Below are 21,718 nucleotides of genomic sequence, written 5' to 3'. Positions count from 1 at the left end.
TAATTCCCCTGGCAACCCGTTCCCCCACTCGGAAATACCGAGCCCAATTAAATGAGAACGGATTTTCGTTCTCAGGATGAAGTTGAGATGCCTGGGTGTCAAGAGTCCGGTGGGCGCCGTTCGGGGAAAAAGAAGGGTTGAAGAAGGCTCGGGTCGGCTGGTTGCCGGACGAGCTGGGGGATTCGGGGCGTGCGTCGCGTGCTCTGGTTGCCTTCTGTACAGAATGGCAGTAAAATGCGTCCGTACACGTAGCGTCTCGAACACCAACGGGACCGGGGACAAACGGGTCCGCCCGATTCCTCTGTGACGGAGGGAGCGACGATGGAGCTTGCAATCGCGGAACCGGAGCAGGGGATGCTCACCGGGCGGTCGGTGCTTACGGTGCGATATGTCCGGCGGCGCGGGCCGCTGCTGCGACCGGCCCGGGGAGGGGTCCGGGAGTCGGGGCTTTATGGCATTGACCTGACGGCCGGCTGCGCAATGGGGTGCGCCTTCTGCTTTGTGAAGGGGACGATGCGTGATCCGGGGCCGGGGCGGTTGCTGTTCGATCCGAGGGTGGTCAAGGCGATCGGCCCGGCGATCGAGGCGCTCGACGTGCCTCCGAAACGGGTGGTTTTGAGCCCGAGCAGCGACCCTTTGCCGCCGATTCGGGAGGTTCGGTCGGCGACACTCCGGATCATCGAGCAGTTGCTGGAACGGGGGATCGAGGTCGTTGTGATGACCCGAGGACGTGTGACGCGGGACCTGGCGCGGTTGCTCGGGTCGGCTCCGGATCGGGTGCGGGTGGCGGTGGGTGTGACGACGCTGGGTCGATCCCTGAGCAGGGCGCTGGAGCCGTCGGCTCCTCTGGGGACGCGACGATTGAAGGGGATGGAGTGCCTGATCGAGGCCGGGATTCCGGTCGAGGCGCGACTTGAACCCTTGATCCCCGGCCTGACGGACACGAGGGAGAACCTTCGGCCCTTGCTCCGGGAACTGGGAAGAATTGGCGTCCGCGAGGCGATGGTGCACTACGCCTTCTTGCAACCGGCGGTGATCCCGACGCTCCGGGAGGCCCTCACGCCGTTTGGGTACACCGAGCGGCTGGTGGACCTTTACGAAGGGGGGCCGGTGTTTTCGGTCGGCGAGGCCGGAGCGACGAAGCATGTGCCGCTCGATGCGCGTCGGGAAGGCTTGGCGCGGGTGATCGCCTGGGGAGCCGAGGCGGGACTGATCGTCAGTACCGGATCGGCCCAGAATCCGGACCTGCCGAAGATTGAAGCGGTTTCACCGAAGGCCGAGGCTCCCCTGCCGACACTTCGATCGAGCCAGGCGAAGGAAGTCAGCCGAGAAGCGGCCGCGGTCTCATGCGAGACGAGCGATTAGCCGAGACGGGCCAGGTCGTCCCAGAAGCCGGGGTAAGTCTTGGCGACGCAACCGGGGTCGAGGATCGTCACCCCCTCGGCCTTCAGACCGACGAGGGCGAAGGACATGGCCATCCGGTGGTCGTCGTAGGTGTGAATGCGGGCGGGGGTGATGGTCGAGGGCGGGAAGATCATCATACCGTCGGGTTGCTCGTCCACCTCGGCACCGAGCTTGCGCAGTTCGGCGGCGAGGGCGGCGATGCGGTCGGTCTCCTTGTGCCGGATGTGGGCGATGTTGCGGATCCGGGTCGGCCCGTCGGCGAAGAGGGCGACGGCGGCGAGGGTCATCACCGTGTCGCTGATGGCGTTCATGTCCACGTCGATCCCGACGAGCGGTGCGTTGCCGGTAACGGTGATCGACGACTTCGACCGCTCGACGGTGCAGCCCATGTGCTCCAAAAGATCGACGAAGCCGATGTCCCCCTGGATGCTCTCGGTCCCGAGCCCTTCCACCGTGATCGACCCGCCCGTGATCGCCGCGGCGGCGAAGAAGTAACTGGCGGCCGAGGCGTCGGGCTCGATCGCGTAGGTCCGGGCCGAGTAGGGGGCCGGCTCGACGTTGAACCGCTTGAAGTCGCGGTTGCTGATCCGACGGCCGAAGGCGGCCATCACCTCCATCGTCATGGCGATGTACGGCTTCGAGACGAGCGTGCCCATCACCTCCACCGTCGTCGGCCCCTTGGCGCAGGGCAGGGCCATCAGCAGGCCGCTGAGGAACTGGCTCGACACATCGCCCCGGACCTCGGCATAGCCGCCGTCGAGCCCGTCGGCCTGGACGATCACGGGCGGGCAACCGTTGTCGAACTCGCTCCGGGCATCGGCCCCGAGCCGGTTGAGCGCCAGCAGCAAATCGGCCACCGGACGCTCGCGCATCCGAGGGACGCCATCGAGCCGGTACGTCCCCCGGGTGACGCAGACCATCGCCGTCAGGAACCGCAAGGTCGTCCCCGAATTCCCGACGAACAGATCAGCCTTCTCCGCCGGCAGGTGCCGCCCCTGACCTTCAATCACGATCGTGGCCGAGGCAGGATCATGCTCAACGCTCAGGCCCAGGCGACGAAGGCTCTCGATCATCACCCGCGTGTCGTCGCTGTCGAGGGCGCCGGTCAGGGTGCTCCGCCCCCGAGCCAGGCCGGCGACCACCAGCGCCCGGTTCGTCAGGCTTTTCGATCCCGGCACCCGAACGGATGCCTTGGGAGGTTGGGGCAGGGGGGTGACGGTGACTTCGGCGGGAAAATCCGGCATGGGAGGGGGCTCGGGCGGTCGGGGCTCTTGCGATCGGGTCGTGACGGTGCCGGCCGGCTGCCAGCTTCGCCACCATCATACCTCAGACCAGCCCCCACCGCGGCGCCTGCTCCGGAGACCTGCCCCTGTTCTTGAGAAGGATAATTGAGTTCCTCAGAGGCGACCCAGTCCATATGGCGTTAATCATGTCTCTCCTGTCCCGTCATCAGAGGTTTTCGGCGTGTGGTCAGCCCCAGAGTTGAGGTTCATCAATGAAATGCTCGCCCCTTCCTCTCACGGACAATACGATCGCGTGACCGCCGAAAAGCCCAGCGTCGTTGTAGTAGAGCGTAGCAACTCGATCTTCCAGAATGCTGACTCCTGACATGCTAATGGCTTCTTGAAATCCCTCTTTTGTGATCACTTCGTCGATTTCCTCGTTGTACCAACCACTTTTCCAGCCCTCGAACATATGATCTGCAATAAAGGCTCGAATGGAAGGTTCGTTGCTCACAATCCAACTGACACAATCCCGGATCTCCGTTAAGCCCTGATGTTCCAAAGGTAGACGGCTGTCCTCAGGGGTAATGCCACCTCGGACTGACTTTCCGCTCGGAACGGTGAACGCAAAGACCCATTCTCCACGGACGGCATCCCATCTCAGCCTCCCCAGGACAGGATCATCGATAGCCTCGTGCTCGGACATCGGATGCCCTCTCTGATTTAAGAGGTGTCGAAGGTCAGATCGGGTGCGGACCGAAAGTCATCAATTGCCGAGCACGGCTTGCCTTTGGCTGAAACCTTCGCGTCATTAGCGCTTCGTCGAAGAGGTGGAAGGCAGAGTAGCCGCCAGGCGATCGCGGACCTCGTCCGGTGTCAGTCCGGAGATTAAGAACCGCTTCTGCCGGCTCGTCGCGCCGGACAGAAGGACAACCGCGGACGGCTTGCAACCAACCACCTCGGCCAGCAAGGTCGCCAGGGCAGCATTCGCCTTGCCCTTATCCGGAGGGGCGGAGACGGCGAGGCGGAGGGCAACGTTGCGCTCGCCGAGGACGCCGGGACGCTTCGCGCCGGGCTGGGCGACGACGGGGATGACGGTGCCATCGGCGTGGGCCGTCAGGGCGATCACGGCGCGTCGAGCCCCTCGAACAGGGCCGAGCCGACGCGGACAAGCGTGGCCCCTTCCTCAATGCCGGCCTCGAAGTCGCCGGACATGCCCATCGAAAGCTCGGGGAGGTCGAGGCCGGTGCGTGATCGCATCCGGTCGCGCAGGTCGCGGAGCAGGGCGAAGGTGGGGCGGGCTTCCTCGTTGGTCGTGTCGTAGCCGGCCATCGTCATCAGGCCGATGATCGGAACGCGGCGGCACGAGGCAATGGCCTCGGCCTCGGCGAGCATCGCCTCGGGGGCCCAGCCGTGCTTGGCCTCCTCGCCCGAGCAGTTGGCCTGGAGCAGGACGGCGGGGGGAGACTCCAGGTCGTCGATCAGGCGGAGCAACTTGAGCGAGTCGACGCTGTGGATCAGGTGGACCATCGCCGCGGTCCGCTTCGCCTTGTTCGTCTGCAGGTGGCCGATCAGGTGCCAGCGGACGGGCTGATCGGCCAACGCCTCGACCTTCTTCCAGAGCTCCTGGGGGAAGTTCTCGCCGAGGTCAAGCTGTCCGTGGGAAATGAGGGGCAGGATGCGCTCGGGAGGGTTTTTCTTCGTGACCGCGACCAGCCGGACGGAATCGGCGGCGCGGCCCGATCGGCGGGCGGCCTCGGCGATCCGGCCGCGAACGCGTCCCAGGTTCTCTCGAATGCGATCCTCAATCATGCTCCCAGTGTATCGGGCGCACGCCGCCCGACAAGCGGCCAAGCCCCCTCGTCTCACGGCCCATTTCCGGGCGGTCTCCTCCCGAACAATCGCCTGCCGAATGCAGAGGCGGAGCTGCCTGCGAAGCGTGCAGGCCTCAACGGGGACCGGGCGAATGCATCGGCCCCGTGCGCGTCGACGGGGATCCCTCGTCAAGATTTTTTTCGATCGCAAGTGGTTGAGCCAGCGAGCTTAGCGCACATCGAGCTGGGAACGCCCGATGCGATGGCGAGGCCCGCGCGCCGCTTTGGCACTCGGGTTGCTTTCTCTTTTCCAGCATCAGACACGAGCCAACGCGGAATGCACCAGGCACGTGTGACCTTCTCATTGACAAGAAATCACCCCACCCCTTGGCGACAGCCGGCCTTGTCCGGCTCACCGTCAAAGGGCGAGCGGGTTGCCTCGCACGACCCCCCCGCTCGCCCTGTCTTACACCGATTGTCCCCTTGGAGCAAAGGCTCGGGGATGATCACCAACCTGAGCTGGTCGGGGTCTCCCCCCTTGAGCTATGGGAGAGGTGGTTCGAGGAGGCGAACCCCGGCCGGCTTATTCAAAACGGCCCGATTGGCAGGACATCAGTCCCGCTGATCGGGCCGATTTTGATTTCCGGGTTTGAGCGTGTCGCGGGCGCCTGTACGAGCTCCCTGGGCAGTCGAGACTTAGCCTGCGGCAAGGTCGAGCAATCGAACGGCGTCCTTGAGTGCGTCGACCGTGGCCGGAGCGTGGGCGGGAAAGAGGCAGTAGGCCGGATAAGGGCCGGTGCCGTCGATGATGAGCTGGCGGTGGTTGGCCACCCGGAAGCTGTCGTCACAGGGCTGATGCCCAGTGATGAAGCAGTCGGCGTCAACCATCTCGGCAAAGCGGTCGGCGGTTTCGGGGCGATCGTCGCGTCCCCAGGTCATGGCGTACACGGCTCCGCCGCGCTGCATGGAGGAGGGAGGCCAGACGCCGGTGCGCAGGGGTTCCAGATCGAGGTCGTCGAGAAACTTGCCGTCGGGCAGCGTGTGGCACAGCATCACCCGGTTCGGGCATCGGACGGCCAGGGGGAGGGATCGAAAGAGGTCGTGATAGGCTTCGATCATGGTGTCGGCCATGGGGCCATAGGCGGTTTCGACCCCGGCTCGGAACAGGGCGTTGAGCGCCACGCCGTTCTTGGCGATCGGCCTGCCGGTCAGCTCCGAGAGTTCGTGGTTGCCGAGGATCAGATGCACCCGATCGGGGAACTGGCACTTCAACGCCGCGACCAGATCGACGAGTTGATGCGAGCGGTCCCCCCCTTCGTCCGGGTAGAAGCTGTCGCCGTGGACGAGTTCTTGCAGGACCAGATGGCGCTTCGAATGGGAGTTGAGGTCGGCAACGGCCAGGACCTTGCGGAAGGCGATCAGATTGCCGTGCAGGTCGCCCACGACCATCAGGTCGTCCACGGCATCGGGAGGGATCGCCACAACGCTGCCGACCCTTCCCGGAGTGGCCCGAGACAACAGTGCCGCGCGGCGGATCAAGGGGAGAATGCGTTGCGGGTCGGGCATCGGATCGACTCGGTCGTGCCGGTGGAAAGTCAGGATTTTGGAGCGTCGGAGAAGGGCCGTTGGTCGATGTGCGACTAGGGTCGACACGGTCCCAGCAACCCCTGTCGGGGTGAGGGGGCGGCGACTCGAACGCCACGCCTGACGTCCTCGCCCAGGACCCCTCACGCCGGCCCTCTCCCCGCGAGCGGGGAGAAGGAGGCAGATTCATCCCTCGTCCCCGCAAGCAGGGGAGAGGATGGCCAAAGGCCGGGTGAGGGTGACGACGAAGTGATCGAAGATTGATGAACAAGCGGAACGCGATTTAGCCATTATACTCCAGGGCCTCTTCCCAATGTTCGTAAAGGGCCTTGATGGACTCGGCCAGGTCGTCGTAACGTTCCTGAGCGGCGCGGGCGCGGTCGGCGTCTTTCCAGGTTTCGGAAAGGCCGAGGGCGTGTTCGAGCTCGCCCATTTCGGCCTCGACCTCGGCGATCTCGCGCTCGATATCGGCGGCCTTACGGTAGGGGTACTTCTTCTTTTTCTTGCCCTTCGGAGAGGCATCGGCCGATCGGGTCGCCGAGGAGGAGCCTCCTCCTTTGGCCGAGCCGTTGCGGTCGTCGGCAGCGCGTTGCTTGGCGGCGAGGGCCTCGGCCTCCTGATCGAGCATCCGGCGGTAGACCTCGTAATCCCCCTCGACCACCCGGGCACGGCCGCCATCGACGACGATCAGACGATCGGCCACCTGGTTGAGGAAATAGCGGTCGTGGCTGACGACGAGGACGGTTCCTTCGAACTCCCGGATCGTCCGCTCCAGCGCGTCACACGACCAGATGTCGAGGTGGTTCGTTGGCTCGTCCATCACCAGGAGATTGGCTCCCGTGGCGGCCAGGCGGGCCAGGGCGGCCTTGCCTTTCTCGCCTCCCGAAAGCTTGCCGACGGTCTGCAGGGCCAGGTCGCCTGAGAGGCCGAACTTGCCGAGCAGGTCGCGGACGTCCTGCATGACCCAGGATGGGTCATCGTCGGGCCAGACAGCGCGGAGGACGGGGGTGTCGGCCGGCAGGGATTCGAGCCCCTGATCGTAGTAGCCGACCGTGACCTTGTGGCCGAGTTTGACCTCCCCTTCGTCCGGCTTGACCCGACCGATCAAGGTTTTGATAAGAGTCGATTTGCCCGCGCCGTTCGGCCCCATGATGGCGACGCACTGGCCGCGCTGGACGGTCAGGTTGAGGCGGTTGAACAGGGGCTTGTCGTACGATTTGCTCAGGTCCTTGGCCTCGATCACCACGTCTCCCGAGCGAACGACCTCATCGAAGCCCATTGGCGGGCCGGAGATGTTCCGCATCAGCTCGATGTCTTCGGACATGACCCGTTCGAGCTTCTTGGCCTTGTCCTTGGCCTGGGTGGCTCGGGTGCCGGCGGAGAATTTGTCGATGAACTTCTGGAGGTGGGCAGCCTGCTCGGCCTGCTTCTCGGCGCGACGTTCGAGGACCTTGGCCCGCTCCTCCCGGAGCTTCCAGTACTGGGAGTAGTTGCCCGGATAGGCGTCGACCCGCCCTTGAAAGAGTTCCCAGATCTTGGTGACGGTGGCATCGAGGAAGTAGCGGTCGTGGCTGACAATGACCATGCCGGTCGGCTGTCGCGAGAGGTAGGCTTCGAGCCAGGAGACGGTGGCCACGTCGAGGTGGTTCGTCGGCTCGTCGAGGAGCATCAAATCGGGGCTTTCGAGCAGGAGCCGGGCGAGCATCAAGCGCGACTGCTGTCCGCCGGAGAAGGTGCCGGCGGGGCGGTGGAACTCCTCCGTCTTGAAGCCGAGCCCGGAGACGATCTCCTCGACCCGGTGCTCGATGGCGTAGGCGTCCTGGTGTTCGAGCTGGTCTTGCAGGTCGGCAAAGCGTCGGGAGGCTCGATCGCGGTCGGCGTCGTCGTCGGCCTCGGCCATTTCCCGAGCGGCTTCTTCCAGCTCATCCTGCAGTTCGAGCAACGAGGCGAGGCCGGACCGGGCGACCTCGAACAGGGTCTTCTTCGGGTCGAAATCGGGCTGCTGCTTCAGGAGGCTGACGCGAATGCCTTGCCTGATGTTCAAACGGCCCATGTCGGGCTGATCGATGCCGGCGAGCAGGCGCATGAGGGTCGTCTTGCCCGCGCCGTTCGGCCCGACCAGGCCGATCCGCTCTCCGGCCCGGATTTCGAACGCAAGATCGGTGAAGATCGGGTCGCCGGTGTACTGGCGGCCGAGTCCGGAGGCGGAGGCGAGGATCATGAGAGGTCCGGGGGGGCAGGAGCGTTTGGGTTTGGTTCGGCAAGAGGTCGAGGGACGATCGCGGCGGCCCAGGCGGCGTCTTCGGGGCCGAGCGGAGGCTCGGGGCGTCCGTCGTAGAGGAAGTCGTCGTAGCCCCAGGAATCATAGACGCGGTCGAGCATGGCTTGAAGATCGATCCGGGCGCCGGGGTGCGGCGTCCGAAGGGGGATGCCGATCTCGGGGAGCCGGTCTCGCAGACCGATCGGCCAGAAGCCGGCCCGGGGGCGGTCGTCGGCTCGGCTGATCAAAAGAGAGTAGAGGCAAGCGGGCCTCCTCTCCATCGGCATCGGCTCGCCACCTCGGAGAAGGTCGATTTCGACCAGGTGGGCAGGGCTATAGAGCAATTCAGCCCGCTTCGCGAGATACCGGGCGCGATCGGGGCCGGCTCGCTTGTTCGACGGGCTCAACAATTCGACGACGGCGACGACCTCCCGACCCCGGCGGTCCCGGATCTCCAGATAAGGGAGCCGTTCGACCTCCTGGATCGCAAGCTCGACTGTCGCAGGCGCCTCGGCCACCGCGAGCCCCGCAGCCAGGCCGCCAGGCCCACCAGCGACGGAGACATCGGCCCGGCCAATCAAGCGCCTCAGCTCATCAGGAGGGACCTCGTGGACGAATAGGTGCTCCTCCAGCTCGACGACATAATCCGGCCGGACCTGCGCGACGATCCCCTCGCCAATCGCCGCCAGGAACTTGGCGTGGAACCCTTGCCAGATCCCCTCCTGCTCTAGATACGGATTCATGCCGGGGAAGGGGGAGGGCATTGATGGCTCCGTTCACGATGAACCACTTCGATCGTATTCTAGCGAAACTCAAGAACATCGGTCAGGGCGATTCCGCATCGAGCTGTTCGAGTTGCGCGCGAACCTCGGCAATCATGCGCCGGGATTGGAGTTCTTCGTAGAGGGCGAGGGCCTTCAACCAGAGCGCTCGGGCCTCGTCGATTCGTCCCTGAGACTTGCGGATCAGGGCGAGCTCGTCATGAGTGGCAGCAAGGCCGTCGCCGTGACTCATCTCCTCGGCCATCGTCATGGCATTCAGGGTCCTGGCTTCCGCTTCGTCAAGCCGACCCCACTTGCGATAGAGCACGCCGAAATGACTGGTCACGCTGGCCAGATCTTCCCGATCGCCGCAAGAACGGTAGAGTTTCTCGGCCTTCGTGAAGGCGTCCTCGGCGGACTGGAAGTGCTCGCGATCCGTCTCGATCTGTCCAAGAAGATTATAGAAATGGGCAACCCCGTTGGCGTTCTCCAGCCGACGGTCGATCTTCAGTGCCTTGCGGGCGTAACGCTCGGCGCGGTCCAGATCCTTCCGATGGAGGTTGAGCATCGTCAGGTTACCGTAGTTGACGCTCATTCCTTCTTCGTGATCCAGAAGTTTGTTGATCTTCAAGGCTTTTAAATGAAGCGTTTCCGCTTCGTCATAGCGACCTCGGATCTGAGCGATAATGCCGAGGCCATCGAGGCAGTTGGCCTTGCCTTCCAGATGTTCGAAGTCTTCGAATCGCGCGATCGCATCGCGAAAGGTGGATTCCGCCTCGTCAAGCTCGCCGAGTAGGCGAAGGACATCGGCTAGTTGCCGGGTTGCCTCGGCGACGGGTCCCGCAAGCTCCTCGGGTTCTTCCCACTGATTCGCCGCCTGGATGAGCGAGCGAAAGGCGTTGACCGCCTCACGATATTCGCCACGACCCGCGCGTGCCTGTCCCAGAGCACCGAATGCGAGCGTCAAGTGATCGATCGCTCGGGCATCATTGAACCAACGGCAGGCCTCCGCGAATCGTTCACAGGCGGCCCTGGAATCGTCTTGCTCAAGGGAAAGGAATCCCAGACTGAGCTGACCGATACCCCGGACTTCCGGATCATCCTTGAAGTCGTCGAGCCGAAGATAGAGCTGCTCCGCCTCGTCGAGATCGCCATGTTCCTTCGCCAGGTCGCCGGCAATTTCGATGGTTCGGGGGTCGTTCTCGTCCTGGTCCCTCATCCGAGTCAAGACCGCTAGCACCTTTTGAAACTGGCCCTCGGCGAGGAACTCCTGAGCACGTTCGTAATCGCGTTGAATGGGGTCGGTCACGAAACACCTTGCGGAATGCACCACAATCGTCGGGGTGTGGAAACAGTCACGGGTTCGCGAGGGGTTTAATCGCTCGCATCATTGCCAAGGGTCCGCTTCGATCGCAACATGTGATGATAATGCTGCGCAAAGCGGTGAGATTCGTCCCGGACGTATTGCAGGAGGCGGAGCGCGAACGATCGGCGCGAGAGGACGATGGGGTCGGGCCGGCCGGGGACGTAGATTTCTTCCTCCTGTTTGGCGAGAGAGATCAGGGTAGGGACTTCAACCTCAAGGGCCTTGAAGGCGTCGAGTGCGGCGTTGAGCTGTCCCTTGCCCCCATCGATGAGGAAGATGTCGGGGAAGGGTTCGTCTCGTTCCTGCAAGCCCTGGATGCGGCGGGAGACAACCTCGCGGATCGAGGCGTAGTCATCGATTCCCTTGACGCTCTTGATCTTGTAGCGCCGATAGCCGGGCTTGAACGGGAGGCCGTCGATAAATGTGACGAGCGAGCCGACCGTCTCGGTGCCGCCGAGGTGGGCGATGTCGACGCCGTGGATCGTGCGGGGGGTGGTCGGCAGGTTCAGGACCTTTTGGAGGCCGCGGAGCCCCTTCTTCGGATCCTGATAGAAGACCTCGGGCTGGGCGTGGTCTTCGAGGTTGCCGCGGAGGTTGAGGTTCTGTAAAGCCTTCAGCTCGTCGCGCAATCGGGCGGCCTTTTCGAACTGGAGGGCCTTGCTGGCCTCCTTCATCTCGTCCTCCATCTCACGGAGGACGACGTCCTTCTTGCCTTCGAGGAAGAGGCGGAGGCGACGGATGTCTTTTTTATACGTTTCCTTGTCGATCCGGAGGTTGCAGGGCGCGGTGCACTGGTTGATCGAGTGCAGAAGGCAGGGGCGGAACCATCGCCATCGGGGGTCATCTTCATCAATGTCGAGCGAGCAGGTGCGGAACTTGAAGATACGTTGAAGCACCTGAATGGCCCCCCGAAGCCCCTTGGCGCGGGGGAAGGGGCCGTAGAGCTTCACGCCGCGGTCGCGGGGTTCCCGGGTGAAGTTGACGCGGGGGAAATCCTCGCCGGTGGTGATCTGGAGGTAGGGGAAGCTCTTGTCGTCCTTCAGGTCGGCGTTGTGCCTCGGCTGAATGTCCTTGATGAGCCGAGCTTCCATGAGCAGGGCATCGACCTCGCTGTCGGCGTCGAGATGGTCGAGATCCACCACCTCGCCGATCCAGTCGCGGATCCGAGGGTCGGACTCGGCCCCCTTGACGAAGTACGAGCCGACCCGGCTGCGGAGGTTCTTGGCCTTGCCAATGTAAATGACGCGTCCCTGGGCGTCCTTCATCAGATAGACGCCGGGCGTCTTCGGAAGGGCACGGATTTTGGCACGCAGGAGAGAGGAAACATCCCTGGCGTTGTTCGCCTCTGAAGAAGCGTTCGAGTCGGTTGTCGGCGAGGGGTCGGACATGGCAAGGTCGCTCCGCGACGTGTTCCCCCCTGGGCAACTCCTGAACTTGGGCGACGATGAAGGAAGGGCAGGGGGGCTGCACTTATTGTCGGTCGGGAGGCAACTCCCAAGGTTTCCTCGGCCGCCGAACGAGCCTGGGAGGGTGAATTTCCTCAAGCATTCTCGGGAAGGACACCCGTCGGCTCGATCCGCAGGGCCGAGACACCCGGGATCAGGCTTCGGGGCAGGATCAGTCTTACTTCTCGGGAACCTTCGAGGCGATGTATCGGTGGATGTCCTCAGCCATCTGCTCCAGCCGCTGGGCGGTCTCGGCCTTGGCGGTGTCGACGCTTGCGCCGTCGGCAAGGCCCGAGGTGTCGGTCCGAGCGAAGAGGTAGAATTTGATCTTCGGCTCGGTTCCGGAGGGTCGAGCGGCAAACCGGGTGCCGGGAGCGTCGAGCGTGAAGATGAGCAGGTCGCCAGACGGCTCGGGCAGGGGGGTTGGTGAGGCACTTGAGCCCGGGCGCCGCGATTCGTGGCGGCCGTAGTCGTCGACGCGAGTAACCGCCAGACCGCCAATCTGCAAGGGCGGGTCTTCGCGGAGCGCGGCCATGAGCGATCGGATCTTTTCCAGGCCGGTGCGCCCTTCATAGACCTTGTTGATCAGGGCCTCGCCGTAATGACCATGCTTGCGGTAAAGCTCATCGAGATAGTCGAGGACGGTCTGATCACGCTCCTTGAGGGTGGCGACCAGCTCGGCAAAGAGCAAGGCCGCGACGGCGGCATCCTTGTCGCGGACATGCGTTCCGCGGAGGTAGCCGTGCGACTCCTCGAAACCGAAGAGGAAATTCGACGGCCCGGCGCGGTCGATCCGCTGCCCGATCCACTTGAACCCGACAAGCAGGTTGTCTTCCATCCTGATCCCGGCCTGCTCGGCGATCGACCGGGTCATCGGCGTGCTGACCAGCGTGGTGATCATGTAGTGATCGGGGCGAAGGCTCCCGGCCTTCTGACATTGATCGACGACGAAGGCCGCGAGCAGGGCACCAATCTGGTTGCCGGTCAACGTTGTCCAGGCTCCGGCCGACGAGGGACCGACCGGCAGGGCCACGCCGATCCGGTCGGCATCCGGGTCGCTGGCGATCACCAGATCGGCTCCCGTGCGGCGGGCCTCTTCAATCGCCGGTTCGAGCGTCCGGGGGACCTCGGGATTGGCGACGTGGCCGGGGACGTTTGAGAAGTCAGGGTCGGGCTGGCGCTGCGATTCCAGGACGTTAACCTTCGCGAACCCGGCCGCCCGAAGCGCCTCGCCGCAGGCCGACTCACCAACGCCGTGCATTGGCGTGTAGACGATCGAGGCATTCCTTGCGTCGGAAACCGATTGAGAGACGACGGCGGCGATGAAGGCGCGATCGATCTGCTCGCCGACGAGCTGGATTGAGCCGTCCTTGAGTCCTTGCTCCATCGAGACTTCGGGAATCTCCCGCTCGGAGACGGCCTCAACGCAGGCGATGATCCCCGAGTCGTCGGGGGGGATCACCTGACCGCCTGTGCTCGCGTAGCACTTGAAGCCGTTGTCCGAGGGCGGGTTGTGCGAGGCGGTGATCATGATCCCGCCATCGCACCCGAGATGCCGGACGGCAAAGGAGAGCAGGGGGGTCGATCGCGGCTCGGGAAAGAGGTAAACGGTGAAGCCAGCCGCGGCCAGGACCCGGGCGCAGCACTCGGCAAACTCCTTCGAGTTGCGCCGGGCATCCCGGGCGATCACGCACGACCGCTTCGCGTCTGATCCTTTGCGAGAGGTGACGTAATCGGCCAAGCCTCGGGCGCTCTCGGCAATGGTGCGCTCGTTCAGGACGTTCGTGCCGATCGGGTACATCCGGCCTCGGCGTCCTCCGGTCCCGAATTCGAGGACAGCGAAAAAGGCGTCGTCCAGCTCTCGCCAGCGCTGCTGCTCAATGTCGGCTCGGAGCCGATCGCGGTGGGGAGCGAACGGCGACTCAATCAGCCAGCGGCGAATGTTCTTGGCCGCCGACTCGGAGAGCTTTCCCTCAGCCGTCGCCTGAGCAACGCGAGCCACGGAGTCGTCCTGAGCCGTAGACATGGGACCTTTTCCTTCGATGCGAACGCTTGCAATCACGATTGCTCGGCAAGATGAGCAGATCGGCTGACCGAGCGGAGGTCAGCCGCCCTCAGGCTATCCGCGCGGCTTGACCCCCTTCAAGACCACGGCGGGGGCGATCTGACTGCGGCGCCACTCTCGGAATGATCCCTACGACCCGAACAGCTTCTCAGTTCGTCCGGCGCAACTCCAATCTTTAACGAAACTTGCGTTTGGAGTTCCTGCCCAGGGCATTGTAAAAAGGCAGTCCTGAATCGGGAACAACGCAGGGCGATCGGGACCAGGATCACGGGTCGGCATCAGGAATCTTCGCGGCCGTATCCCCAATCGAACGTTTGACTTGCGGAAGGGACACCAATAGCCTGGCACGATTCGAAAGATTTCTGGCACAGCCCTTGCGTTTGCTCTTGACATCTGGCTACGGCGAGTTTCACCGCCAATGCCGCTCAAGACGGACGGTCGAATCGCCAATAACGTTTCTATGTCATGTCCGGCCCTATGGCAGGGTCAGGGCTCGAAACAAGACAGGGAGGTCTTGATGGCTCGCCCCACGATGCGACGATCGCTTCGGTTGGAGACTTTGGAAGCCCGCAAGCTCCTGTCTGCCGATGTGACCGGCGAACAGCAACTGATGCTGGAACTGATCAACGAGGCCTTGATCAATCCCGAGTCGGCGGCCGAGCGGGTGGAACAAGGTTTGACCCGAGGGGCCATCACGGCGATCACTCAGGACGGCAACTCGGTCGATTCCGTCATTTCCGAGATCGCTGCTTCCGACTCCCGGCCTCCGGTTGCCTGGGACCCTTCGCTTGCCGACGCGGCCAAGCGGCACACGGAATATCAGATTCGACTCGGCACTCAGACTCACGACGGCCCGAAAGGGCTTGAATCTGTGACCGACCGCGTGATCGCGGCTGGGTACACGAATCCGGACGCCGTCGCCGAGAATATCATCTATGGCGTCGATTCCTCCGAGCACGCCATGCGGGCCTTCCTGGCCGACTACGGGCCTGGCAACGCTCACAACCCGCACCGAGAGAACATTCTGCAGAACGACCCGAGAACTGAAAGCCATCAGGATGTCGGGGTGGCCATTGTGCCGGTTGAAGTCTCGATCGATCGCTCCACCCCGTTCGGCTCACCTGCTCCGACCACGGAGACGAAGCTGGTCGTCACCCAGGTCTTCGCCCGCAAGGACGAGGCCGCCCCGAAGATTCTCGGCGTGGTCTTCGACGACGCAAACAACGACCAGTTCTACGATCTCGGCGAAGGGGTTTCGAACGCCAAGGTCACAATCACCAACGCGGGCACCGGCCAGTCGTCCAGCGTGAGCACCTGGTCCTCCGGCGGCTACCAGGCCGAGGTAGCCCCTGGACTCCATCAGGTCGAAGTCCGCGTGAACGACCGCCTTGTCGGAAGACGAGACGTGGTGGTGGGCCGAGAAAACACCAAGATCGACTTCCGAGTGAATGAGAGCCCCCGATCCGGCTTGCAGATGCCCGTGGCCAGCGCCCCTCGATCAACAACGATGAGTCCCGTCCGTCCCTCCATCGCTCCCGCTCCTCAGAGATCTGTGACTCTCAATTCGGCTCCGGCTCCGGCTCCGGCTCCGGCCCCGGCGGCCCAGATCACGACCCAGACTCCAGTTCGTACGCAATTCACCTCTTCTCTGGTTTCTTCACGGGTTCGGACTCCGGAGCAACCTCCCGCGGCTCCTCCGACCATCTCGCCGGCGAGCCTTGATCCGACCGTGATCAATGCGAACGTGATCGCTGCTTCCCGCGTCGATGCTCGACCTGCCACGAGAGAGACTCGTCCGGTGAGCGCTGCTCGGCCCAACCCAACGGAGTCGACCGAGAGCTCCTCGGCGATCACACTCCTCAAGTCGAGCCTTAGCAGTATCCGGTCCTGGAGGATCGCCGAAAGCTCGTCAGCCGACACGTCGGAAACGACCTCGTCCTCGTCGAGTCGGTAACGGCAATCAATTCACGCACGGTGAGCCCCGGCCCCGGTTCCGGACACGGACGTTCGAAACCGGGGCCGCTCCATGTTCGTTGAATCGAAAGGAACCGCCCCCCGCGCGGTCGGCTGCTTCGATGCGGGTGGAACGTGCAGTCGATCCGAGTCGTTGACCCGCGGAGACGGCACGGCGCTGACGGATCGAAAGACTCGCAGATCACTGATCACCGAGCCACTCGATGATCATCTCGGCGATCTCCCGGTTATTCCGGTCCTGCATCAAGAGATGAGTGTTGCCCGTGATCCCCCGGTCGGGAAGTCGGATGACCTCGGCTCGACCGCCGGCCTCTCCGACGAGCCGAGCCGTCTCAAGGCAGGCCTCGTAGCGGCCCTGCATCCTCCGCACCTCGAAATGGTCGCCGAAGACGGCGAGGAACGGGTCGTCGGCGAACACGTCCTTCACCAGATCCGGGTCGGTCGGGCTACCGACGGGCTCGACCATCACGAGGCCCCGGACAAGGTCCGGGCGGAGCCGGGAGGCCTCAATCCCGGTCGTGCCCGAGGCGGAGTGGACCACCAGGATCGCCGGGCCGATCTGCTCGAGGAGGGCGACCAGGCCGGCGGCCTTCACGCCGGAGCCGAATCGGCCGCCTCCTCTCGCGCCGGCGGCGGCAGGGGCGTCCCCCTCACCGCGACGGCCACCGCCACCGCCACCGCCGGCCCCACCCACGACTGGGGTGAACGAGGCGTAGAGCTGGTCGATCCGCTCGACCGGGTACTGGGTGTCCTCGAACGGCACGCCGGGCTCCGACCCGAGGCCCCAGGTCCGCCAGGCCGACTCGTTCGACCAGACCATCAGGACCGGTAGCGTCTCCGGCCCAGCCCGACCCGAGCGGACGGCGTTGAACGGGCCGACGTCGAATCCGGAGACGGCGTTGGTCGGCTCGTCGAAGACATAGACGGGATATCCCTCCCGAGCGAAGATCTGGGCCCAGCCCTCGCGGCCGTCGGGCGTGCTGAGATAGAGGTAGGAAGTCAGGCCGAGGCCCGGCACCATCACGACGGGGAGATCTCGGGTCGTCTCGCTCGGGATCAGGACGTGCACCGGCGCCTGTTCCACAACGTTCGACTGCCTTCCGCCGCCCCGACGGCCACCGCCCTCGGCCTCGACTGTCCGGCCGCCGACGTACATCATCCCCAGCCTTGAGAGAATCAGCGGCTCATCTTCGTCCCGCTCGGGAGGCGCGGCCGGGGCCGCGGGGCCTGAGGCACCCGGGGGCGTGGGACCTGGGTCGGCCGGCGGAGCGGACCGAGCCGGTCCACCGGCCCTCCCGCGACCTCCCTGCCGGCCGGCTCCCTGGGCGCCGGCCATTCCCCGACCGCGGCCGCCGCCCCGGCCGAGGTCGACCGCCGCTGGATCCTCGGGGACGTCGCCGAGGTCGCCGGTCTCGATGAGCCAGCGATCGAGCGCGATCCGGAGACGCCCCAGGGCCTCCCGATGCTCGGGGTCATCGGAATCGGCGAGGTTGCGGAGCTCGAAGGGGTCGGACTCGAGGTCGTACAGCTCCTCCGGCGGGCGGGACGGGTCGAAGACCTTGGCTTGCTCGGGGGTGAGCTCGCCGCGTTCGTGCAGGTCCCGCATCAGGGCGCGGACCGGGTTGGTTCGATCGTAGTACGCCCGGTCGATCAGGTGTGGCCGGTCGGGCATGAAGTTGCGGAGGTAGCGATAGCGGCCGTCGTAGACGGTGCGGACCCGGTCGACGGCCTCCTCGATGCGGTCCTTGGCGGTGAAGACGAACTCCCGGGACGGCGTGCCTTCCTGAAGGAACGGGACGCCGTGGACGGATTCGGGGATCATAACCCCGGCCAGGGCGAGGGCCGAGGCGGAGAGGTCGATCAGGCTGACGAGCTCGTCGCTCTCGGTCCCGGCCGGGATCACGCCAGGCCATCGGATGATCAGGGGCACATGGCAACCAGCGTTGAAGGCCGAGGACTTGCCCCGGAAGTCCTCGCGACCGTTGTCCCCGAAAACGCAGACAAGGGTGTCCTCGGCGAGCCCGCGGGCGTCGAGGAGGTCGAGGATCGCGCCGACCTTGGCGTCGAGCGACTGAAGCGTCTCCAGGTAATCGGCCCAGTCCTGACGGGCGACCGGGTGGTCGGCCACGTACGGCGGCAGGGTCGTGATCCGCTCGGGGTCGATCTCGGGGCCGACGCCGCCGCGATACGGGCGGTGGGCCTCGCCGAGGCTGATCTGGGCGAAGAACGGCCGATGGGCCTCGAGCTCGGACCACTCCTCCGAGTCCCACATCCCCTCAGGGACCTCGAAGTTCAGGTCCTGCTTCGGCGAGACGCCTACCCCCGCTTCCGGCGGTAGGGAGGTAACGCGGACGCTGGTGTAGCCGGCCTCGCTCAGCAGCTCCGGGATGAGCGGGACCCCCTCGGGGAGCCGGTACCCATCGCTGCGATGGCTACGGTGGTGCTGGGCGCCGATGCTCGTCTGGTAGGCGCCGGTGGCGAGGGCCGAGCGCGACGGCGAGCAGACCGGCGCCGTGGAGAAGGCCTTGCGGTAGAGCCGGCCCTCGGCCGCCAGGGCGTCCAGATGCGGTGTAGCGACGTCCTCGTTGCCGTAGCAGCCGAAATCGGGGCCGAGGTCCTCGGCGATGATCCAGAGGATGTTCGGTCGGCGCGGGGGGTCCGCACCGGCCGCCGGATTGGCCCACCAGGCGATTCCTGCGAGCAACACGGCCATGATTCGCATCGAGCGGTCTCCAGGGGGAGGGGGGCCGGTCGACCCGGAGCGCCCGCTCATACGGGATACCCGTCTCCGGCCCGACTTTGATCGGCTCGACGGTTCTCGTACAGGCCAGGTGGGATTGCCCGAGGTTTCGCGGAAAAACCCGTCAACGGGCGATAGACCGTCCGATCCCCGGGTCGGCGTACGATAACGGCATAAAGTGCGTGCGCCCGGCTCGCCGGCACGTGGGGATCATGAAGGGAGTCCGTGGCCTTGACCGAGTCCGTCTCAACTCCCGAGCGGGACGACGGTGTCTCCGAGTTCGTCCCCCTCTTGATGCAGCATCGGCACCGACTCTATGCGTTCATCGCGAAGCAGCTGATCAACCCGGCCGACGTGGAGGACGTCTTTCAGAAGACCAGCATCGTCCTCTGGAAGAAGCTGCCGGAGTTCGACCGCTCCGGCAGCTTCTTCCACTGGGCTTGCGGCATCGCCTTCAACGAGGTGCGCAACTTCCTCACAGTCCAGCGGAGGAGCCGACTGCACTTCGATCTCGAGCTGATCCAGTTGCTCGCCGAGGAGGCGGCCGCCGAGGACGAGCTTTCGGAGGCACGCATCGCGGCTTTGCGGCGTTGCATGGCCGGTCTCTCCGAGCGGCAACGAGAGATCCTCCGCCGCTGCTACATGGGTTCCGAGACCATCACCGACGTGGCGACTCGACTCGGGAAAGAGCGCACCGCCCTCTACAAGCAGTTGGCCCGACTGCGGTCACGGCTGCTGGAGTGCATCCGCATCCGGCTCGCGAGGGAGGGGATCGGGTCATGAGCGATGAGAACTTGCTGAGGCTGATCGATGCGATCGTCGATGGCACGATCTCCGAGGAGGACCATCGGGCACTCCAGCGGCGGCTGGCATCCGATGCCTCGGCCCGCGCCCTGTTCCGGGAGCGGATCGACCTTGAAGCCGGGCTGAGGACCTGGGCCCAGGAGCAATCGGCCGGGGCCGGCGATCGGGCGACGAGGGCCCAGGGGAATCCGGCCCGGTGCGGTCCGAGGACCGCCCCGCGATCCTGGCGATGGGGAATCGCGGCGGCTACCCTGGCCGCCGCGGCCCTCGTCTTGATCGCCTCGCAGATCGTCCCGAGCAAGCCGTCCCCCGACCGGATCGTCTCGAAGGCCTCCGACGACAAGGCCGGCTCACAACCAGCGGACCGACGCGACCTCGGCAGGCTGGTCGAGGGGATCGACTGCCGATGGCGGATCCCGCCCGCCTTGCAAGCGGGCCGCTTCTCGGCCGGGGCGATCGCCCTGGCCTCCGGTGCCGCGGAGCTGCGGTTCGACTCGGGCACGAATCTCATCCTCCAGGGCCCCTGCGAGCTGTCCGTCGAGTCGACGGACTCCGCCCGGCTGAGGGCCGGGACCCTCGTCGTCGAGGTCACGGAGGTCTCCGTCGGCTTCACGCTGGAAACACCTGAGGCCCGGATCATCGACGAAGGCACCGAGTACGCGGTGTCCCTCGACGAGGACGCGACCGAGGTCCACGTCTTCGACGGCAGTGTGATCTGGCTCCCGACCGATGCGGTCGTGGGCCTTGAGGATCGCATCGCATCGGGTGAGGCCAGGCGATTTCTGAGGAGCGAGCCAGGGCGGCCCCGGCGCATCCCGTTCGGCCTCCGGCAGTTCGTCCGCCGGATCGAGGCGGACCTGCGGGAGTCCACCGGGGGAGCGTTGCTGGCCTATGACGGGTTCGAGAACCTCGCAGGCCACCTGCGTCGCGGCCGGAGCGGTTTCGGGTGGGCGGACGGCTGGATTCCCGCCGCTGGTGAACGGGGCCGGATCGCCTCCGTCGTCGATGCCCCCGGCGACGTCGTCTTCGGCCTCGACCGCTCGGGACGTCGCCTGCTCGCCCTCGAGTCCGGGGATGACATCCGCCGGTGCTTCGAGGAGCCCGTCGCGGCGGGGGGCGGCGATGCCTGGTTCGTCAGCCTGCTGATCGGCCGGGAACCGGCCCGATCGGACTCCGGGCAAGCATTGCAGATCACGCTTGAGCCCGACGCCGAAGGCCTTGGGGCCGGACGACGGGACGGCGTCACCTTCGGCGTTACCTCCCGGGGCTTCCCGTTCATTAGCGTCGCGGGTGAGATCGACGAGACCGCGACCGGTCTACTGGACCGGGAGACTTACCTGGTCGTCCTCAAGCTTGGCGTTCGTGCGGACCAGCAGACCGCCGCCCTCCGCGTCTACCGCCCAGGGGAGCGTGCCGACGCCGAGGAACCAGACGCCTGGACGGCACAAGCGACCTCCATGTCGATCACCCTCCCGATCAGGTCCATTCGACTCTCCGCCGGCCCGGAGGCCCGTTGGCGTCTCGATGAACTCAAGGTCGGCTCAGCCTGGTCCTCGGTCGTCCCCCCCGATGTCGAGCAGGATTGAACTCGACCGAACGTCGTTCGACGCTCAAGCCGAGTGTTCGAGTACATCGAGGTCTTATACAACCGTTGCCGGCTGTATTCGACGATCGGCTATCGCAGCCCGGCAGCGTTTCGAGGTCACACTCACGTGAACGTGAAGCGAGCATAAGGTTCATTATCAGACCCATTTCTGGGGGCACTCGCGGGGCGGATCCGCCGAACGCGGCGACCCGCCCCGAGGTGATCGCGATGCTCAGGGGCTCACGAACGTACGAGAGTCTGGGCGAGCTGATCGATTACGCTGAGCTCGGCCCCGGACAGGTTCGGGAACCATCGAGACGTCTTTGAGAGGTCTTCGTCGAACAACGCCAGTTCGAGCAACGAGAATTGCGAGGATGGGGACGAGGGGGCCGATCTCGGGGCCGAGACTTCCTCGATCCGCACGGCGTCGGCGATGACGAACCCGTCGGCCAGGTTGCTCAGCCGGACCTGCAGTACCCCGGAGGACACCGTCACCACCCCAAGCTCCTCCCAGCCCGCTCCCTGCGACGTGACATCTCCCGGCGACTGGCGCTGGTCCACCAGGACCGTCCCAAGCGACGAGCCACCGTCCAGCAGGCCGAACCGCGCGGCGCTGGCCCGGTTCGATCCGGCCGACCAGGTGGACGCGATCCGGTAGGTCGCCCCGGGAGAGACGGTGAAGCTCCAAGTCGC

At 65.1% G+C, this 21,718-nt stretch carries 17 protein-coding genes; 5 read left to right on the top strand and 12 right to left on the bottom strand.

The features are described from left to right. Positions 1-321 precede the first annotated feature (321 nt). Complete coding sequence (locus HG800_RS25230) at positions 322-1,365, top strand: SPL family radical SAM protein (protein WP_169980840.1); 1,044 nt, start codon at positions 322-324, stop codon at positions 1,363-1,365. On the opposite strand, the gene aroA is transcribed toward HG800_RS25230, so the two are convergent. From aroA to HG800_RS25180, 10 genes are all read right to left on the bottom strand, one after another. Further along, complete coding sequence (gene aroA, locus HG800_RS25225) at positions 1,362-2,648, bottom strand: 3-phosphoshikimate 1-carboxyvinyltransferase (protein ID WP_169980838.1); 1,287 nt, start codon at positions 2,646-2,648, stop codon at positions 1,362-1,364. The genes HG800_RS25230 and aroA overlap by 4 nt on opposite strands. Before the next feature lie 226 nt (positions 2,649-2,874). Further along, the gene (locus HG800_RS25220; protein ID WP_169980836.1) at positions 2,875-3,333 is read right to left on the bottom strand and encodes a DUF2262 domain-containing protein; all 459 of its coding nucleotides are present in this window, start codon (positions 3,331-3,333) and stop codon (positions 2,875-2,877) included. Positions 3,334-3,438: 105 nt separating this feature from the next. Continuing rightward, positions 3,439-3,756, bottom strand: a complete 318-nt coding sequence (locus HG800_RS25215; protein WP_169980834.1) for a DUF167 domain-containing protein — start codon at positions 3,754-3,756, stop codon at positions 3,439-3,441. Next, complete coding sequence (locus HG800_RS25210; RefSeq protein ID WP_169980832.1) at positions 3,753-4,439, bottom strand: YggS family pyridoxal phosphate-dependent enzyme; 687 nt, start codon at positions 4,437-4,439, stop codon at positions 3,753-3,755. Before HG800_RS25210 ends, HG800_RS25215 begins: the two co-directional genes overlap by 4 nt. Before the next feature lie 698 nt (positions 4,440-5,137). Next, on the bottom strand, positions 5,138-6,007 hold the full coding sequence (locus HG800_RS25205) for a metallophosphoesterase (RefSeq protein WP_169980830.1): 870 nt from the start codon (positions 6,005-6,007) through the stop codon (positions 5,138-5,140). A 301-nt stretch (positions 6,008-6,308) separates the two neighbouring features. Next, positions 6,309-8,246, bottom strand: a complete 1,938-nt coding sequence (locus tag HG800_RS25200; RefSeq protein ID WP_169980828.1) for an ABC-F family ATP-binding cassette domain-containing protein — start codon at positions 8,244-8,246, stop codon at positions 6,309-6,311. Then, on the bottom strand, positions 8,243-9,049 hold the full coding sequence (locus HG800_RS25195; protein ID WP_169980826.1) for a DUF4058 family protein: 807 nt from the start codon (positions 9,047-9,049) through the stop codon (positions 8,243-8,245). The genes HG800_RS25200 and HG800_RS25195 overlap by 4 nt, the downstream gene beginning before the upstream one ends. Before the next feature lie 61 nt (positions 9,050-9,110). Further along, the gene (locus tag HG800_RS25190) at positions 9,111-10,355 is read right to left on the bottom strand and encodes a tetratricopeptide repeat protein (protein WP_169980824.1); all 1,245 of its coding nucleotides are present in this window, start codon (positions 10,353-10,355) and stop codon (positions 9,111-9,113) included. 65 nt (positions 10,356-10,420) lie between these two features. Further along, positions 10,421-11,800 carry an excinuclease ABC subunit UvrC gene (locus HG800_RS25185; RefSeq protein ID WP_169980822.1) on the bottom strand — a complete coding sequence of 460 codons (1,380 nt, stop codon included), beginning with the start codon at positions 11,798-11,800 and terminating at the stop codon, positions 10,421-10,423. 235 nt (positions 11,801-12,035) lie between these two features. Next, the gene (locus tag HG800_RS25180; RefSeq protein ID WP_169980820.1) at positions 12,036-13,883 is read right to left on the bottom strand and encodes a phospho-sugar mutase; all 1,848 of its coding nucleotides are present in this window, start codon (positions 13,881-13,883) and stop codon (positions 12,036-12,038) included. 556 nt (positions 13,884-14,439) lie between these two features. Here HG800_RS25180 and HG800_RS25175 point away from each other — a divergent pair. After that, positions 14,440-15,876 carry a CAP domain-containing protein gene (locus tag HG800_RS25175; RefSeq protein WP_169980819.1) on the top strand — a complete coding sequence of 479 codons (1,437 nt, stop codon included), beginning with the start codon at positions 14,440-14,442 and terminating at the stop codon, positions 15,874-15,876. Between the two features lie 201 nt (positions 15,877-16,077). Here the strand turns inward: HG800_RS25175 and HG800_RS25170 are convergent, their stop codons facing one another. Then, positions 16,078-18,618 carry a sulfatase-like hydrolase/transferase gene (locus HG800_RS25170; RefSeq protein ID WP_169980818.1) on the bottom strand — a complete coding sequence of 847 codons (2,541 nt, stop codon included), beginning with the start codon at positions 18,616-18,618 and terminating at the stop codon, positions 16,078-16,080. 249 nt (positions 18,619-18,867) lie between these two features. Here HG800_RS25170 and HG800_RS25165 point away from each other — a divergent pair, with 249 nt between their 5' ends. From HG800_RS25165 to HG800_RS28550, 3 genes are read left to right on the top strand one after another with little or no spacing between them, the layout of a single operon-like run. Then, positions 18,868-19,419 (top strand): sigma-70 family RNA polymerase sigma factor, encoded by a 552-nt coding sequence (locus tag HG800_RS25165; protein WP_206352453.1) that lies wholly within the window; start codon positions 18,868-18,870, stop codon positions 19,417-19,419. Beyond that, a complete protein-coding gene (locus tag HG800_RS25160) occupies positions 19,416-21,026 on the top strand; it encodes a FecR domain-containing protein (RefSeq protein WP_169980817.1) in 1,611 nt (536 codons plus the stop codon). The genes HG800_RS25165 and HG800_RS25160 overlap by 4 nt, the downstream gene beginning before the upstream one ends. Positions 21,027-21,059: 33 nt before the next feature. Next, positions 21,060-21,173: a hypothetical protein gene (locus tag HG800_RS28550; RefSeq protein ID WP_390622665.1), complete on the top strand. Its 114-nt coding sequence runs from the start codon at positions 21,060-21,062 to the stop codon at positions 21,171-21,173. 92 nt (positions 21,174-21,265) lie between these two features. Here the strand turns inward: HG800_RS28550 and HG800_RS25155 are convergent. Further along, positions 21,266-21,718: golvesin C-terminal-like domain-containing protein (locus tag HG800_RS25155; protein ID WP_206352452.1), on the bottom strand; the 453-nt coding region annotated here is incomplete at its 5' end.

This window comes from Tautonia rosea (genome assembly GCF_012958305.1).
GTDB lineage: Bacteria > Planctomycetota > Planctomycetia > Isosphaerales > Isosphaeraceae > Tautonia > Tautonia rosea.
The sequence above is the reverse complement of the archived record's forward strand: the minus strand, read 5'-3'. Positions and strand labels throughout refer to the sequence as shown.